The sequence below is a fragment of the Streptomyces sp. NPDC111802 genome (assembly GCF_055634335.1).
This window is the reverse complement of the sequence record NZ_JBVKCZ010000035.1, coordinates 44,470-58,475: the sequence shown is the minus strand read 5'-3', so window position 1 is coordinate 58,475 and position 14,006 is coordinate 44,470. Positions and strand designations below refer to the sequence as shown.

At 68.0% G+C, this 14,006-nt stretch carries 10 protein-coding genes and 1 pseudogene; 3 read left to right on the top strand and 8 right to left on the bottom strand.

Features of this window, described 5'->3' with window-relative positions:
* Positions 1–130 precede the first annotated feature (130 nt).
* Together ACZ7NC_RS32110 and ACZ7NC_RS32105 are read right to left on the bottom strand one after the other, a co-directional pair.
* Positions 131–1,906, bottom strand: coding sequence for a S8 family serine peptidase (locus tag ACZ7NC_RS32110; RefSeq protein ID WP_471493179.1), 1,776 nt, complete (start codon positions 1,904–1,906; stop codon positions 131–133).
* Positions 1,907–2,090: 184 nt separating this feature from the next.
* On the bottom strand, positions 2,091–2,621 hold the full coding sequence (locus ACZ7NC_RS32105; RefSeq protein WP_471493176.1) for a hypothetical protein: 531 nt from the start codon (positions 2,619–2,621) through the stop codon (positions 2,091–2,093).
* 204 nt (positions 2,622–2,825) lie between these two features.
* On the opposite strand from ACZ7NC_RS32105, the gene ACZ7NC_RS32100 reads away from it, so the two are divergent.
* On the top strand, positions 2,826–3,473 hold the full coding sequence (locus ACZ7NC_RS32100; RefSeq protein WP_471493174.1) for an ATP-dependent DNA ligase: 648 nt from the start codon (positions 2,826–2,828) through the stop codon (positions 3,471–3,473).
* 131 nt (positions 3,474–3,604) lie between these two features.
* Positions 3,605–3,919, top strand: a pseudogene (locus ACZ7NC_RS32095) (hypothetical protein); the annotation flags it as partial.
* A gap of 262 nt (positions 3,920–4,181) precedes the next feature.
* Here ACZ7NC_RS32095 and ACZ7NC_RS32090 read toward each other — a convergent pair.
* The 3 genes from ACZ7NC_RS32090 to ACZ7NC_RS32080 form a co-directional block, all read right to left on the bottom strand.
* Positions 4,182–4,781: a hypothetical protein gene (locus ACZ7NC_RS32090; RefSeq protein WP_471493172.1), complete on the bottom strand. Its 600-nt coding sequence runs from the start codon at positions 4,779–4,781 to the stop codon at positions 4,182–4,184.
* A gap of 225 nt (positions 4,782–5,006) precedes the next feature.
* Positions 5,007–6,350: a hypothetical protein gene (locus tag ACZ7NC_RS32085; protein WP_471493169.1), complete on the bottom strand. Its 1,344-nt coding sequence runs from the start codon at positions 6,348–6,350 to the stop codon at positions 5,007–5,009.
* A gap of 88 nt (positions 6,351–6,438) precedes the next feature.
* Complete coding sequence (locus ACZ7NC_RS32080; protein ID WP_471493265.1) at positions 6,439–7,584, bottom strand: glycosyltransferase; 1,146 nt, start codon at positions 7,582–7,584, stop codon at positions 6,439–6,441.
* Between the two features lie 113 nt (positions 7,585–7,697).
* Between ACZ7NC_RS32080 and ACZ7NC_RS32075 the strand changes: the two genes are divergently transcribed.
* Positions 7,698–9,209 (top strand): hypothetical protein, encoded by a 1,512-nt coding sequence (locus tag ACZ7NC_RS32075; protein WP_471493167.1) that lies wholly within the window; start codon positions 7,698–7,700, stop codon positions 9,207–9,209.
* Between the two features lie 17 nt (positions 9,210–9,226).
* Here ACZ7NC_RS32075 and ACZ7NC_RS32070 read toward each other — a convergent pair whose 3' ends face one another.
* The 3 genes from ACZ7NC_RS32070 to ACZ7NC_RS32060 all read right to left on the bottom strand — a co-directional run bounded on the left by ACZ7NC_RS32070 (position 9,227) and on the right by ACZ7NC_RS32060 (position 13,943).
* Positions 9,227–10,396: an MATE family efflux transporter gene (locus ACZ7NC_RS32070; RefSeq protein WP_471493263.1), complete on the bottom strand. Its 1,170-nt coding sequence runs from the start codon at positions 10,394–10,396 to the stop codon at positions 9,227–9,229.
* A gap of 107 nt (positions 10,397–10,503) precedes the next feature.
* A complete protein-coding gene (locus ACZ7NC_RS32065; RefSeq protein ID WP_471493261.1) occupies positions 10,504–12,657 on the bottom strand; it encodes a lipopolysaccharide biosynthesis protein in 2,154 nt (717 codons plus the stop codon).
* Between the two features lie 5 nt (positions 12,658–12,662).
* Positions 12,663–13,943, bottom strand: a complete 1,281-nt coding sequence (locus tag ACZ7NC_RS32060) for a glycosyltransferase family 4 protein (protein WP_471493164.1) — start codon at positions 13,941–13,943, stop codon at positions 12,663–12,665.
* Positions 13,944–14,006: the final 63 nt, after the last annotated feature.

Here is a 14,006-nt window from a genome sequence, read left to right as displayed (position 1 = left end):
GAAACGTGCCGCCCGTTGCTGCACAGGACTGCTGGGAATGTCCAGGATCGCGATGCCTACGCCTCGCCCAGAGCGTGCGAAGGTGCTCAGCCCGTTCCAGCGACGGGCCCGGTGACCGCGTCCATGGGCGTCATCGCCGCTGGTGCGCCGCAGCGTAGGTTTGCTCAGCCCGGAAATCCTGTTGCCAACTCGAGGTGATGCCCAGAGCGGTCGGAGCGTCAGCGATCCCTGCCCCCACACGAGGATCAGCGCCCAGTAGCGGGCGGCATGCCGTGCGCAGCAGGGTGTAGAGGCTGTCGGCGCGGGCGGTGGTCCGGGGGATGGCCTCTGCGCGCAGGTGGTCGTGGTGGGCCAGAAGCAGCGCGGACAGCCCGGTGACGTGGGACGCGGCGATGGCCGTCCCATCCGCCGGCGTATAGCCGTCGCCAAAGGAAGTGGTGATCACAGCTGCCCCCGGTGCAACCAGATCCACTCCCGGGCCGGTCGGGGTGAACGGGGCTGGATACGGGCCGGGCCAGGGCGGCTGGACGGCGGAGAGAGGGCTGCTGGTGGGGTAGGACCCTGTGTGAGCGATGGCCCCGACCGCCAAGACCTCGGGCAGCATGGCCAGGTGAGTTACCGGCCCGGCGGTGTCGCCGGCCGGGGCGACGAGCGTGATCCCGGCGGCCCGCGCGTCCGCCGCTTTCCAGGCGATGAGCTGGGACGGCGCGGTGTAGGCAAGGCTGACCTGGGCGATGTCGATGTCGTGGGTGATGCAGTAGTCGAGGGCCTCGATGAGGTCGCTCAGGTGCCCTCCGGGGAACAGCCTCAGCGCATGCAGCTCAGCCTCCGCCGCGATGCCTGTGATCCCAGTACGGTTGTCCGCCGCGGCGATGATCCCGGCGCACCTCGTGCCGTGCCCGGTCAAGTCCACGCCCCAGGTGCCTTTCCCGGCACCGGTGAAGTCGTGCCCGTGCCGGACCGTGTCATTGAGGTCGGGGTGGACTGTGTTCACTCCTGAGTCGAGCAGCGCGATCCTGATGCCGTGACCACGGTAGGTGGGCGGGAGCTGGTGCAGCCGCATCGACTGGGTGCCCCAGCCGGTGAATGCCTTGGTGGGGAATTCGTCAAATGTGTCCGACAGCGCCTGCACCTCCACCACGACCTCATCCGGGCCTGTGGGGAAGGGGCGGCCAGTACGCGTTGGCCAGTATCCGGCCACCGGGCGGATATAGAGGGCCTGGAGTGTTTCGGGCGTATCCGTGACCAGGGTCAGAGTTGTTTTGCCGTCCAGTCCTGTGACCCCGTGTACCGGGCCTCCGGCACCAATCGCCCATACGTGCGCACCAGGCACTAATTCCCCGTTGCGACCCGTTACCTTCAAGGTCAGTTGTTCGGGTTCCTCCAGGGTGACGGCAAGCAGCGGGTCGATCACCGGCGTAGGCCCCAGGCCGACCGCCGGGGTCGGAGTGTAGGAGAGAGGCTGGTCGACCTCCAAGACCACTTGCGGATTCGCAGCCAGTGAGCGGGCCCGCTCCTCGGGCATCATCACCACCGCGACCGCGGGGCAAGCCGGGTGGGGTCCGGCGATGGCTTGCAGCCCCCGCGAACGCGAGGGCCGTACCTGCGCCACTGGTTGTACGTCGGGGTCCTCTTCCAACAGCGCGAAGAGCACTGAGGCTTCGATCGGCGGCACGCCGCCGGGAAGCAGTCTCACGGGCCGGGGCGCCACCAGGTAGCGGCCCCAGCCTGCTCGCGCTCCGCCCCAGCGCTCCGACCTGGCATGCTCTGCGCGCTTCTTGCCCATCCAGCCCAGCTCGTGCGCCGTGGGATGCTGCTTACTCGTCCCACTCACAGCGCCGCCCTGGTCTTTCGCGCCCTGGCCCGGCTTGCTCGGGCCCACGCCATTGCCGCCTTGCTCGCTCATTTACCGACCGCCATCTCGCCCAGAGTGCCGTCGCACGCCCTGACACACCGCGGGTCGCCGATCCGGGAGCGGGCGTGCGTCTCGCTCCGGTGGCGGAAGCTGTCCCGCCCTATGGCACAGCGCCACCGGCCGGGCGGGTCCCCACCCGCTGAGAGCGAGCGCAGACCGCCCGGCCGCGGGTCTTTCAGATGCTGACGGAGGGCATTTGCCCGTACTGCGACTGCTGCCCGAAGCCGCCCTGGCCCTGGAACGGGCCGAAGAACTGGCCGGACTGGCCGAACTGACCGTATGGCTGCTGGCCGGACTGGCCGTATGGCTGCTGGCCGGACTGGCCGAACTGACCGTATGGCTGCTGGCCCGGGAAGTGACCGGAGTGATGGCTGTACTGACTCGGGCCGGCTATCTGGATCAGCGCATTGTGCACGACAGGTGCGATCCGGCGGGCGCACTCGGTCAGCACCTGACTCAGAGCGTGTGGCGGGAACTGACTTTGCGCCTGAATCCCCATGAAAGTCAGCGGCTCCATCCTCAGCTGCTCCACAACCGCGGATACGGCTGTCGCCGCGCAGCGCAGCGACACCTCCGTCACTAACAGCGACAGCTGCTGCTGACCGAGGCCTTGTTGCCCGACCGGTTGTTGCTGGCCGAACTGTTGCTGAGGATAAGGCTGTTGAGCCTGAGGCTGGCTTACCTGCTGGGGCGTGTACACGGACATACAAGCTCCTCCTCGAGCTTCCGGAAAACGCGGACGGACGGCAAACCGACAGCCTGGCCGCCGCCATCAAGCAGCAAACCACCAACCAGCCATGAACACATTTCGGGGCATAACGACAGCTACGTCCCTGCGGGCGCACAGGACGACAGCACCAGTGGAAGGCGGGAGGATGCCGAAGCACGCCGCCGGGCGCAACCTGGAACCATGAGCGTGCACTTATCCCCCGACACCCGTAGCGAGCTACCGCACCTGTCTCCGATGCTGGCAGTGATCGGCCCGCCGCCGGGGCCGGAAGCAGAGGCCGAGTATGCGTTTGAAACACTCTGGAACGGTGCTCGGGTCATCGTCCATCTGCCCGGCAGCGGAAGCATGCGGCTGCTCTCACAGACCGGTATCGACATCACCGCCCAGTACCCCGAGTTCCAGGAACTGGCAGGACTGCTGCCCGCGCCAGAAGCCGTGCTCGACGGCGAGATCGTGGCACTGGACGATGAGGGGCATCCCTCGGTGGAACGGCTGCAGCAGCGTATGAGTTTGCGTCACCCGGATGCGGTCGCCCGGGCCCACGCGGACCTGCCCGTTCAGTTGATGCTCTTCGACATCCTGTATCTCGGGGAACCGACGGTGCAGCTGCCGTATACGGCTCGCCGTGATCTCCTTGACGACCTCGCACTCGCCTGTCCGGGCATCGCTGTCCCCGCGGCCTGGCCCTCAGTCGTCGAACAGGCCATGGCACAGAGTCTCAGCGAGGGCTTCGAGGGCGTTGTCGCCAAACGCCTCTCGAGCCCGTATCTGCCCGGACGCCGCACCCGAGACTGGATCAAGATCAAACATCTGGATGCGAAGAAATGAGCGGTCCGAGTGACGAATGCCCTGCTCAGGGCAGGTTCAGTCGGTACTGCGCCGGGTGGGGCACACACGCTTTCAGGTGCTCTGACAAGCTCTCCTCATTGACACACCGTCTTATGAGGAGAGCAGCAGGCATGGCAGGTGGAGGCTTCACCAAACTCCCGAACGGCAACGTAGTGGTCGCGCTGTGGCTGCCCCGTCCGCGATTGACCCCGGGCGATCAAGCTCAAGAGCCATTACGGGTCCGCGTTGTCGTGCATGCCGCGAACCGGGCGCGGGCGCTGACCAGGCTGCGCAACCTGGGACTGCGGGCGGTCTACCTCCGCGGGAACTCCCAACCACCCACGCTCGATGAGATAACGGCCGTACTGCACCACCCCGACGGCCTCATATGGCGAGCCGATCTCGATGACGACACGGAGCTCTGGCACCCCATCCGCGCCCTGCTGCACCCAGTGCAGCCTTCACCCACGCGCCGCCCAGGCACTGTCACCGCGCACCTTTCGCACGGGTCCGACGGGTGCGCCTGGGAACGCGTCGTCGCGCAATGGAGCGCGGCGCTTCAGCCGCCGCGTGAAGGAGTAACGGAGCGCTCCTGTCAGGATGCTCCTCCGTCTGGCTCAGGATGATATGGTGCACATCATGGCGTAGGATCACTTAATCGACATTCCGGGATTGTCTCGTCTTCCAGAACCCACGCCAAGGGATGGGTCAATCAACGGCTGCGGACACTGTCTCCTCAGCCGAATCATGGACCGACTCCGGCCGGGAAGCCATGTAGAAGACGGATGAACCCTGCTTGCTGCGATGTACACGGCCCTTGGCGACGAGTCCTTCGACCGTGGTGCGCACAACTTTGGGCTTGATGTCACGCTCAGGGTGCGCCTGAGTCAGTGCGGTGGTGATCTCCGCGGCCGACCGGGGCTCATCCTGTTCAACCAGATGACTGCGGATGAGTTCGACCAACGTGGGCGACTTCGCTGCAGTGCTGTTCTTCCTCGCACCCGCGTCGACCGTCGACTCCTTCCTCCTGGTCGGCGCGGACCCGGCCGAGGCCTGCCGCGGCACCGAAGGAGCAGCATCGTCGCTCTGCGCACCTGGACCGATTGCCGCGTCGTTCTTGCTGCCCAGCGTCTGCTGCAGGTTCACCAACAGCGCGTGGTCATGCCGCAATGCCTCCAGCCTTTCCTGAAGGGCCGTCAGTTCGCCAGCCACACGCTCCTGTTCCCTGGCATTCTGCTCCAGGTCTGCGGCAACCTGAGCTCCGTAGTGCGCTTTGAGTTCCGTGGTCGCCGGCTTGGCGTCGGACATGGTCAGTCACCCTTCTCACGCATCCTGCGTCGTGTGGTGCTCCAGCGGATGGTACCCGCGTTGCCCAGACATGATCCGCGGTTCGTACGGACCGTACCACCGGTCATGCGCACCGAGTTACGACGCTGACACATGCTTGGGTACTCACGATCGACGCGCCGCAGGCGGGGAGAACCAGCGGTTGACGGCGATCCCTTCGCGGCCCACGGACTGGCTTGACGGAAGTCACGGCTCCTTGGGCGGGGAGGAAGGGTGTGGCTCCAGTTTCACTCTTACAAAGCGCGGCCGGTAGAGAGCCACGTTACGGTTCACGTTCGCCTCTGCCGTTGAGGGCTCCGCGCTGAGCCAGTTCACGTCGTAGCTCAGCAGTAACCCGTCGTCCTGTGTCCCCTCTGTGAACTCCGGGTGCGCTTGCGGGTTGTAGGCAGCCACCGCCCCATGCGGGGCGGAGTCGGGCGGGAGGGGCGCGTCGAAGCCACGGTGCGGACCCTGCCATGGCCCTTGCGGTGAACATGCCCAGTACGTGGTGATGGTGGAGAGCCCGGAACCATGCGCGCTGCCCGCATCCATGGTGAACAGCACCCAGGTGTCGCCCAGACGGACGACCGTGAAGGCGCTGCCGACACCGCGATGTCCGCCGTTACCGAGCACGTGCGCGTCCGGATCCTGGCCGACCGGTGGTTCGCGCTGCCACTCCTTCCCGTTCCAGTAGCGCCAGGCGGACGCATCGCCCAGCCGCCCCACCGGCACACGTGCGACGTAGGCACGCGAGGAGGGGCGGACAGGGGTACCGGTGCGCCCGTCGTCGCCGCCAAAGACGTAGGTCCAGCCGTCGTCACGGACGGCAGTCGTGCCGTAGAGGATGCGGCGTGACGGATCGTCGACTCCCCCCTGGTCGGCGATCCGGTCGATGCGCTCCACCCTCAGCTCCGGCAGCGAGAGGGTGGCAACCTCAGTCCCGGTCGGCACCCCGTAGATGAAGGGTGCCGGGCCCTCCATCCGAGTCCACAGCAGAACGCGTACGACCTCCTCCGACGCGGAAGGCTTACGCGGTTCGACGACCGCCGCGACCGGCCACCGCCAGTGCTTCGGCTGGTGGGACAAATCCGGGAACAGCGGCGCGGGCGCGCCGGTCGCGCCACCGGTCAGAGTCCGTTCGAGCCGGCCGGAAGCGGACATGACCACGGCCGCGTTGCGTACCCACGCCGCGCCACCTGGCACCGACGTGTCACGCCAGGAGTGGGGCTGCCCGGCCGCATTGGGCGGACCGTGGACCCATCCCAGGAACGGGTCGGAGAACAGCCACAGCGTCCGGCCGTCGGGGAGCCGCACGGAGTGGGTGCCGTCGCCTCCCGTCCAGTCGTCCAGGCGGCCGCCGTCGTCGCCGTATCGGGCAAACGCGGTGGTGACGCTGTCGTCAGCCGCCCAGGATTCGATCGACAACGCCCCGCAGTCCGAACGAGGCCCTGGCCGCACCAGCAGCAGGGTCACGGCGCTGATCACAACCAGCGTGAAGGCCAAGGCGAGGAGGTAGAACACTCGTCGGCGGGGCGCGACGACCGCTCGCATCCCAAAACGGTCCACCGTCCATACCTATCAGGGCTTCACCCACATCACCGGCCTGAAACCGACCAGGCTCGTGACCCGGTGCGCGCCGTCACCGGTATGTGACACCGGCGTAGACGTCCAGCAATCTCTCTACTACGGCGTCGATGGAGAACTTCTCGTGGATGAGCCGGACTGCCGCTTCCGACGCTGCCGCATTGGTGGCCGGGTCCAGCAGCTCCAGGACGGCCTTGCCCACCAGTTCGCCATTGTCGGCGTCGGGGCGGCTGTCCGTCAGGCGACCGGCTCCGGCCTCCTCGACATCCGGTGACAACCCGCCGGTCCGTGTCACGACGACGGGCAGTCCGACGGACATCGCCTCCAGGATCGACACCGCGAACGGCTCCACGACAGACGGAAGGACGTACACGTCCGACTTGCGCAGCTGCTCCAGCACCTCGGAGTGCCCCAGCGCGCCCACATACTCCAGGGCGTCCGCGACGCCCAGCTCGCGGGCGAGGTCGAGCATCGGCCTTGCGAGCGCGCCTGTGTCGGGGCCGGCCAGCACGAAGCGGGCCTGCGGGAGTTCCTTGAGCACGGTCGGCATGGCCCTGACGAAGTCGGCGGGGCGCTTGCGCTCCTGCACCCGGGCCAGATAGAGCACCGTGGGCGGGCGCTCGCCGCGCGCTGACCGCCGCTCGCGCAACTCTACGCCGTTGACGAGCCGGTGCGCGTTCCTCAAGGGTGTGTCAGGGATGACGGCCTGCACCAACTCGCGTTCCATCTCGGTCAGGTACAGCAGACCATCGGCCTTTCGCAGCACGCGCCGGAGCCCCAGCAGGTCGACCAGGCGTGCGACGGGGTTGTCGGTCGGGTCGATCATGCCGTGTGTCTGAAGCACGACCGGTCGGCCGCAGCGCAGCGCGATGAGCGCGAAGGGCAGGGTGATCAGGTCGCGCATTAGGTGGACATGGACGACATCTGCGCCCTCCACCAGGCGCCGGGCGCGAGCGAGCAGCGCAAGCGAAGTGATTCCGCTCACCTCGAACCGCGGCAGCACATGCCGGGCCTGGAACATGAAGGCGGGCACACCCTCGATGGTCGACGGCATCGGACCGTCGAATCCGTCGCCCAGGGTGGCGATCCGTGCGTTCACGCCACGGGCCCTGAGGCCCTTGGAGAGATTGATGGCCACACGCGTGGGCCCACCGAAGTCGTTGGTCGGTGTGTGCAGCGTCACAACATGGAGGACTCTCATCGGCAGTTCCTCCCCTTGGCTGCTCTCCGGCACCATGGACACTCCTCAGCACCGTTCAGCCCAGCCTCACTGGTCAATACACTCCCAAAGGTAGGGCAATTCAGAGGGGGAACATGGCAGTCGACTTATCGAACAAATCTTCACCAGTGGTCGGTGTCATAAAGCCGATCACCGCACCGGCCCAGGTCATGCCAGTGTCACCGCGTGCCGTGCTCTCCCGGGCACTGACTGTCCCCCTGGTCCTGGGGCTGGTGTTCTTCCTGCCGACGTTGGTGGCCGTACAGGCCGGCCCCGGCATGCGGGACGGAGTGTTCTGGCTGCAGCTGGCGCTCACGTCCTACGCGGGGGCGCGGCTGGCCGCGGTGACACTGACGGCCCGCCGCCGCCTCATCCAGGGCTCCTTCTGGCTTTTCACCTACGTGGCGATGGGCGTGGCCCCGCTGGCCCAAGCAGTGCTGGGCCAGACGCCCACCCCGGTGGTCGGGCAGCACTCCGACCTGGTGCTCGCGGTATCGCTGGCCCTGTGCGGCTGTGTGGCCTTCGACGTGGGTGTACTACTGGCCCGGCACCGGCCGCCGATGCCCCGCAGCGTCCGCAAGCCACGCCGTACGGCGTCGGTGAACCGTCGCAGGTTGTACCTGCTGGTGGCGTTCGCGTACGCCACCAGCGCGCTGTTCGTCGTGAAGTTGGGCGGTCCTGCGGTCTTCTTCGGCAGCCGCCAGGAAATCAGCGAGGGAATCCAGGCGAGCACGGGGGCCGGTGACCAGTCGCAGGTCGCCTCCGCGTTCCTGCGTGGGTTCGGAACCGTACCGGCATTACTGGCGTTCCTTTTCCTGACTCGCTGGCTGGTCACCTCGCGCTACGCGCGGCGCCGCCTTTCGGTGATCGTGCTGTGGGCCGGCCTGCTCGGGGCGAACGTGGTGGTCAACAATCCGATCAGCAACCCGCGGTACTGGTTCCTGACAGTGATGTTCTCCATCCTCTTCACCGCTTTCCCGAGGAGTCCGGTCATGTACCGGGCGGCGCTGGCAACTGGTGTGGTCGCCGCCCTCCTGCTGTTCCCGTTCATGGACCGATACCGCTACGACGAAGGCGGTCAGCAACCGATGGAGTCGACGTCCGTCGTGGCCCCCTTGGTGCGCAAGGACTACGACCAGATCGGCATGCTCGCCAACACCATCACGTTCGCCGAGTCGGGTGAGGGCCACACCTACGGCAAACAGCTCGCGGCGTCGGTGTTCTTCTTCGTTCCGCGCTCGGTGTGGCACGACAAGCCGCTCGACTCAGGTGTGCAAGTGGGCGAGTGGATGGGCATGACCAACACCAATCTGTCATCCCCGCTGTGGGCCGAGCTCTGGCTGGACTTCGGCCCAGTAGGCATGACCGGCGGGTTCATTGCCCTGGGCTATGCCTGCGCCCGCGCCGACCGCCGCTACGCCCAGCGCACCATCGACCACCCACACCCGGGCCACATCGCGGCCATCGTCACACCACTGATCGCCGGCTACGCCTTCATCCTCCTGCGGGGTCCCCTGCTGCAAGCCTCCGGCCGCGTGGGCATCGCGCTGCTGTGCCTTGCCCTGGTCACCACCTTCCGCCCGGACCGAAGCAAGCTGCTGCGGTGACTCGTGGCGGAGCGCATTCATTGGGGAGGCCGCGGCCGCGTGTCACGCCGTACAAAGGTGATGCGGGTCCAGCCCGCGCAGGCCTTGAGAACGGAGCCGAGGCACAGTCCCCAGGCGGCGCCGAGAACACCGCCCAGCGCATAGCCGATGAGCAGGAAGGACACCGACAGCAGGGAGAACACCACTTGAATGGGCAGGGTGGCGCGGGGGCGCAGAACGCGGAGCGTGAGCAGGGCACAGGTGCCCGCGGCCATGGCAGCGTACTGACTGCCGGTGGCCGGGAGGAGCGCCGCGGAGGAGGACCAGGTCTCCCCGAGGAGCTCGCGACCGAGCCGCTCGGGCAGCGCGATGAGCAGCACGGCCCAGGCGGCCGCCGCACCAGCGAGGACAGCCGTGAGGATGACCGTGGTGCGGACCTGGCGGGAGGCCGACGCAGCGCGGCGCAGGATCGGCGGGCCGAAGGCGGTGGCGGCGTTGAACAGGACGTTCATCGGACCGAAGAGTGTGGTCGCGCCGCGCAGCGCGCCCACCGTCAGCTGACTGGCGATCAGCCCTAGTCCGACGATTGCGAGCTGACTCGAAGCGTTACCAACGGCGAACTCGACTGCGAACCGGCGCCCCAGGTAGTCGCGGCGAAGCAGGTCCCGAGGCTTGGCGGGCAGGCCACGTAATCGGGGAGCGAGCAGTACGGCTCCGGCAAGCAGGGCGGGCAAGGCGGAAAGCCCCCACACGGCCACCAGCCGCACTGGACCGGCGCCGTACGGCTGGGTGGCGAGGGCTGGGAGGGCAGCAGCGAAGCGTACGACGTCGACGGCCAGGGCATGGTGGGGCAGGCGCAGGGTGGCGAAGCAGTACCGCATGCCGTCCTGGGTGAGCACTATGGGCAGCACGAGCCCAAGTACGGCGAGCCCGTGGGCTGTGCTGCCAGTTACGGCAGCCAGCCCGACGGTCATCGCCGCCCCGACGGCCGCGGATACGGCGGCCGTGAACACAAGAGCGCTCCGGCACGCGGCCCGCACCTCGGCGGCCGCACCGCGCTCCAGCACGAGCGCCTGCCCGATGTAGGACACCGAAAGCCCGAGCAGCACGGTGAACACGGTGTAGACAACGGAGAAGGCGGCAAAGTTCTCGGCGGTGGACAGCCTTGCGGCCACAACCAGCACGACAATGTTGGTCAGCGCCGCCATGCCCTGATCGGCCGCGGAGCACACCACGGCGGCCCGCACACCGAGCCCTTCCTTGCCGTCCACGGCCTGCGCGCTCTCGACGCTCCCGGCCCGGTCGGCCCGCTTCGTCACGAACGGTCTGGCCGGGGCGGCAGGTTGGCGCGGTCCAGTCGGCGGAGCGCCAAGGTGGCGGTCGGGTTGTCGTCCTCGGCAGGGGCGCTGTATTCGTCCTCAGCTCTGGCGCCGTCCCGCGCACGTCTGCGTCCCCTGGGAGCCGACTCACCGCGGCCGGGCTGGCCCGGGTCACTTCCTCCTCTGGGGCCTGGCGCAGGAGGCGCTTCCGGCATGTCCTCCTCCCCGGCTCTCCGCGCACCTCTACGCCCCCGCGGAACCGGCCCGCCCTGACCGGGCTGACCCGGGGCCCATCCCTCAGCCCCCGGGAAAGGACGCGCTTCCGGCATGTCCTCCTCCCCGGCTCTCCGCGCACCCCTATGCCCCCGCGGAACCGGCCCGCCCTGACCGGGCTGACCCGGGGCCCATCCCTCAGCCCCCGGGAAAGGACGCGCTTCCGGCACCTTGGCCCCCACAGCTCTCCGCGCGCCCCTGTGCCCTCGGGGGACCGGCTCGCCCTGACCGGGCTGACCCGGGACCCCACCGGCCCCCTGGGCAGGACGGGCTTCCCGCATCTCCCCCGCCACAGCGCCCCGCGCACCCCTACGCCCCCTGGGAACCGGCTGGCCCTGGCCCGACTGACCGGGCTCCCTATCTCTGGTGCCCTGGGAGGGGCCGGTATCCGGGGTGTCCTCGCCGTGGAGGAGGGCCCCCAGTACGGTGCCGCCCGCCCCCGTGACGAGTTCGTGGATGCGAGCCAGGTCGTCGCGGTGAACCTTTTGGGGGTTGCACACAACAAGGACGCCGTCCACACGGTCGGCCAGAGCGATCGCGTCCGCGTACGACAGGGCGGCCGGGGCGAGCACTACTACGACCGAGTCCCGCGAATCCGCAGTGGCGATCAGCTGGGTGACAGGCGCAGAGGTCAACGCACGAGCCGCGTTGCGCACCCGGGTCCCAGGGATGAATCCGAAGGCCCCGGACTCCCCCGCCTCTACCACGAGCCGCTCGCCCGTCGGCCAGGCGCCCTCGCCCCGCTGAGGGATCCGCGTGGCCCACACCATCCGCGCGCCGTCGGCGTCGCGCAGCCGGGCCGCGAGTCCCGGGGTACGTAGGTCGGCTTCCACGAGTAGTGCTTCGCGACCCATCTCGCCGAAGGCCGCCGCGAGGTTCACGGACACTGCGGCCGCTGTATCGATGCCGCCGCGGGGGGCGACGACCAGCAGTCTGCGGCGGTCGGCGAACCGCTGGTCGTAGGCGAGCCGGAAAGCCACCGAGCGGTATTCCTCGGCCACCCGCCCCTTGACGAGCAGAGTGTCCGTACCCGACTGACGGCGCCGGGAGCGCGGCAAAGTGCCGAGCACCGGGGCGCGCAGGGAGCGTACGAGGTCGCTCTCGGAGCGCACGGTGGGATCAAAGATCAGCCGCACCCAAGCCGCAAGCAGTCCGATGGCGATGCCGACGGAGGCACCGAGCCCCAGCAGAAGAGGCATTGGGGGACCGGACGGGGAAGTCGGCGGCGTGGCGGTGCGAACCACGAAGCCAGGTGTGATGTCGAGCGCCTTGAGCTTGGCGATGCTGCTGTTGAGCTCGGTGATCCTGCCCGCGAGCGAGGACTGGCTGGACTGCGCCTTGTGTTGCTTCACCAGGGGCTTCAACTGCTTCTGGTAGCCCTTGATCATGTTGTCGATCAAGGTCTGCGTCTGCTCCCGCCTGTTGTCCAGATACGCCTTGGTGAAGGCGTTGGCGCGCTCGGCTGCCATGCGCGGTGTGGAGGCGGTGTAGGAGAAGCGCAGCAAGAGCGTGTTCGGTGGGTTGGTGACCTGAAGGCCGGACTGGAGCTCCGCGACGTGGCCTTGCATACTCAGGTCCTTGGCGGCCCGCGAGGCGACGGCATTGCTGGCTGCGGTCTGCCGCTCGGATCCGATGCTGACCTGTTTGTCCGGAGTGATGGTGCCGGGCGCGAACGGGTCCGCGGTGGCGGACCGCACAGTCACCTCGCTGGTCGCCACGTACGAGTCGGCGCTCGCGAGTCCGATCCCGGCGCCGCCGGCCAGCCCCAGCACCACGCCGAAGATGATCAGCAGCCGGTAGCGCAGGAGCTGTTTGAACTGGTCACGCAGTAAGTCCGGCTCGCCTTCCAGCTGTCCACCAGTTGTGTGCTCCGTCATCGCCGTCATATGCGTGCTTCCCTTGCTCCGAGCGCTTCGTCGAGCAGGGCAGTCATCCTGGCAAGGCCCGCCTCACGGCTGAGGTGGGCATCGGCATACGCCAGGCCATGCGCCCCTAACTCGTCGGCTGTGTCGGGGTCATCCGCCAGCTTGCGCACTGCGGCCAGCAGTGCGCCCGGGTCCGCCGGTCTCACCAGGAGCCCCGCTTGCGACCTGAGGACTTCTTGCGCCGTACCGCCTTGTGCGGCGACTGAGGCGATGACGGGCCGCCCGGTCGCGAAGTATGAAGTGAGTTTGGAGGGGACGCTCATGTCGAGTACCGAGGCCCGTTGAGTGACCAGCAGCACATCAGCAGCGGCCAGCACGTTCGGGAACTCTGCCTCGTCGGCCGGCGGAAGAAAGTGCAGGTTGGGTAGCCCAGCGCCCAAGGACCGCAGGGCCTCGCGCTGATTCCCCTCACCCATCAGCACAACCTGCACGTCGGGAGCCTGCCTGGCTGCCTCCACCAGGACTTCCAAGCCCTGTTTGAGACCCATGTTCCCCGAGTGCAGGATCGTCGTGCGCCCCGGCGGCCAGCCAAGACGCGCGCGTGTCTTGGCTCGCGGGCAGGAGGGACGAGCCACGTGTGACCAATTGGGAACGACCCGAATCCGGTCTGGCGGCACTCCCATGGCCACCACCCGATCCACGAAAGACTCATGGATGACACCCACGAGCGTGGCCCTCCGCAGCACATGGGCCTCGACGGCCCTCGCTGCCGCTGCCATCCGGCCCCCGCCGCGGATGCCGCTCTGCGCGGCCGCCGCACCCATCAGATCCTGGACGACCGGCACGAACGGCACACCCCAGCGGCGAGCGGAGCGCAACCCCAATACCGCACCCGCCAGGCTGGGTAACTGCGCCAGAACCACATCGGGCCGGGGCATACGAGGCGGCGCGACCAGCCCGTGGGCAAGGATTGACGCCTCGTACAGGGCACGGCGCAGGGCGGTCTGCCGCGACGGGACAGTGTGTCTACGACGGTGTACCAGCACGCCGTTGCGCTCCTCCACCGTCCGCCACACCGGCTCGTAGGCCGGGTGCATCCGCCAGGCCGGGTAGTGGGGTAATCCGGCCCACACATGGACCTCGGTACCTTCATTGACCCAGTGCTCGGCAATCTGTGTGGCATAGGGGCCGATCCCCGCCCGCTCGGGCGCGTAATTCGTGGACACCAGCAGTACACGCCGATGTCTGAGCTGGTCAGACTGTCCCGGCTTCACCTGGTAGTCCGCGTGCTCCAACATGCCACATCCCCTCGCCCAGAGTAGATCAGATGCACCCTAGCCTCATTAGCAGCGATGAGAGCA

What these genes read in the sequence shown, in the direction of transcription:
- ACZ7NC_RS32110 (WP_471493179.1), bottom strand. Translation starts at nt 1,906, where the DNA reads ATGAGCGAGCAAGGCGGCAATGGCGTGGGCCCGAGCAAGCCGGGCCAG.
- ACZ7NC_RS32105 (WP_471493176.1), bottom strand. Translation starts at nt 2,621, where the DNA reads ATGTCCGTGTACACGCCCCAGCAGGTAAGCCAGCCTCAGGCTCAACAG.
- ACZ7NC_RS32100 (WP_471493174.1), top strand. Translation starts at nt 2,826, where the DNA reads ATGAGCGTGCACTTATCCCCCGACACCCGTAGCGAGCTACCGCACCTG.
- ACZ7NC_RS32090 (WP_471493172.1), bottom strand. Translation starts at nt 4,781, where the DNA reads ATGTCCGACGCCAAGCCGGCGACCACGGAACTCAAAGCGCACTACGGA.
- ACZ7NC_RS32085 (WP_471493169.1), bottom strand. Translation starts at nt 6,350, where the DNA reads ATGCGAGCGGTCGTCGCGCCCCGCCGACGAGTGTTCTACCTCCTCGCC.
- ACZ7NC_RS32080 (WP_471493265.1), bottom strand. Translation starts at nt 7,584, where the DNA reads ATGAGAGTCCTCCATGTTGTGACGCTGCACACACCGACCAACGACTTC.
- ACZ7NC_RS32075 (WP_471493167.1), top strand. Translation starts at nt 7,698, where the DNA reads ATGGCAGTCGACTTATCGAACAAATCTTCACCAGTGGTCGGTGTCATA.
- ACZ7NC_RS32070 (WP_471493263.1), bottom strand. Translation starts at nt 10,396, where the DNA reads ATGGCGGCGCTGACCAACATTGTCGTGCTGGTTGTGGCCGCAAGGCTG.
- ACZ7NC_RS32065 (WP_471493261.1), bottom strand. Translation starts at nt 12,657, where the DNA reads ATGACGGAGCACACAACTGGTGGACAGCTGGAAGGCGAGCCGGACTTA.
- ACZ7NC_RS32060 (WP_471493164.1), bottom strand. Translation starts at nt 13,943, where the DNA reads ATGTTGGAGCACGCGGACTACCAGGTGAAGCCGGGACAGTCTGACCAG.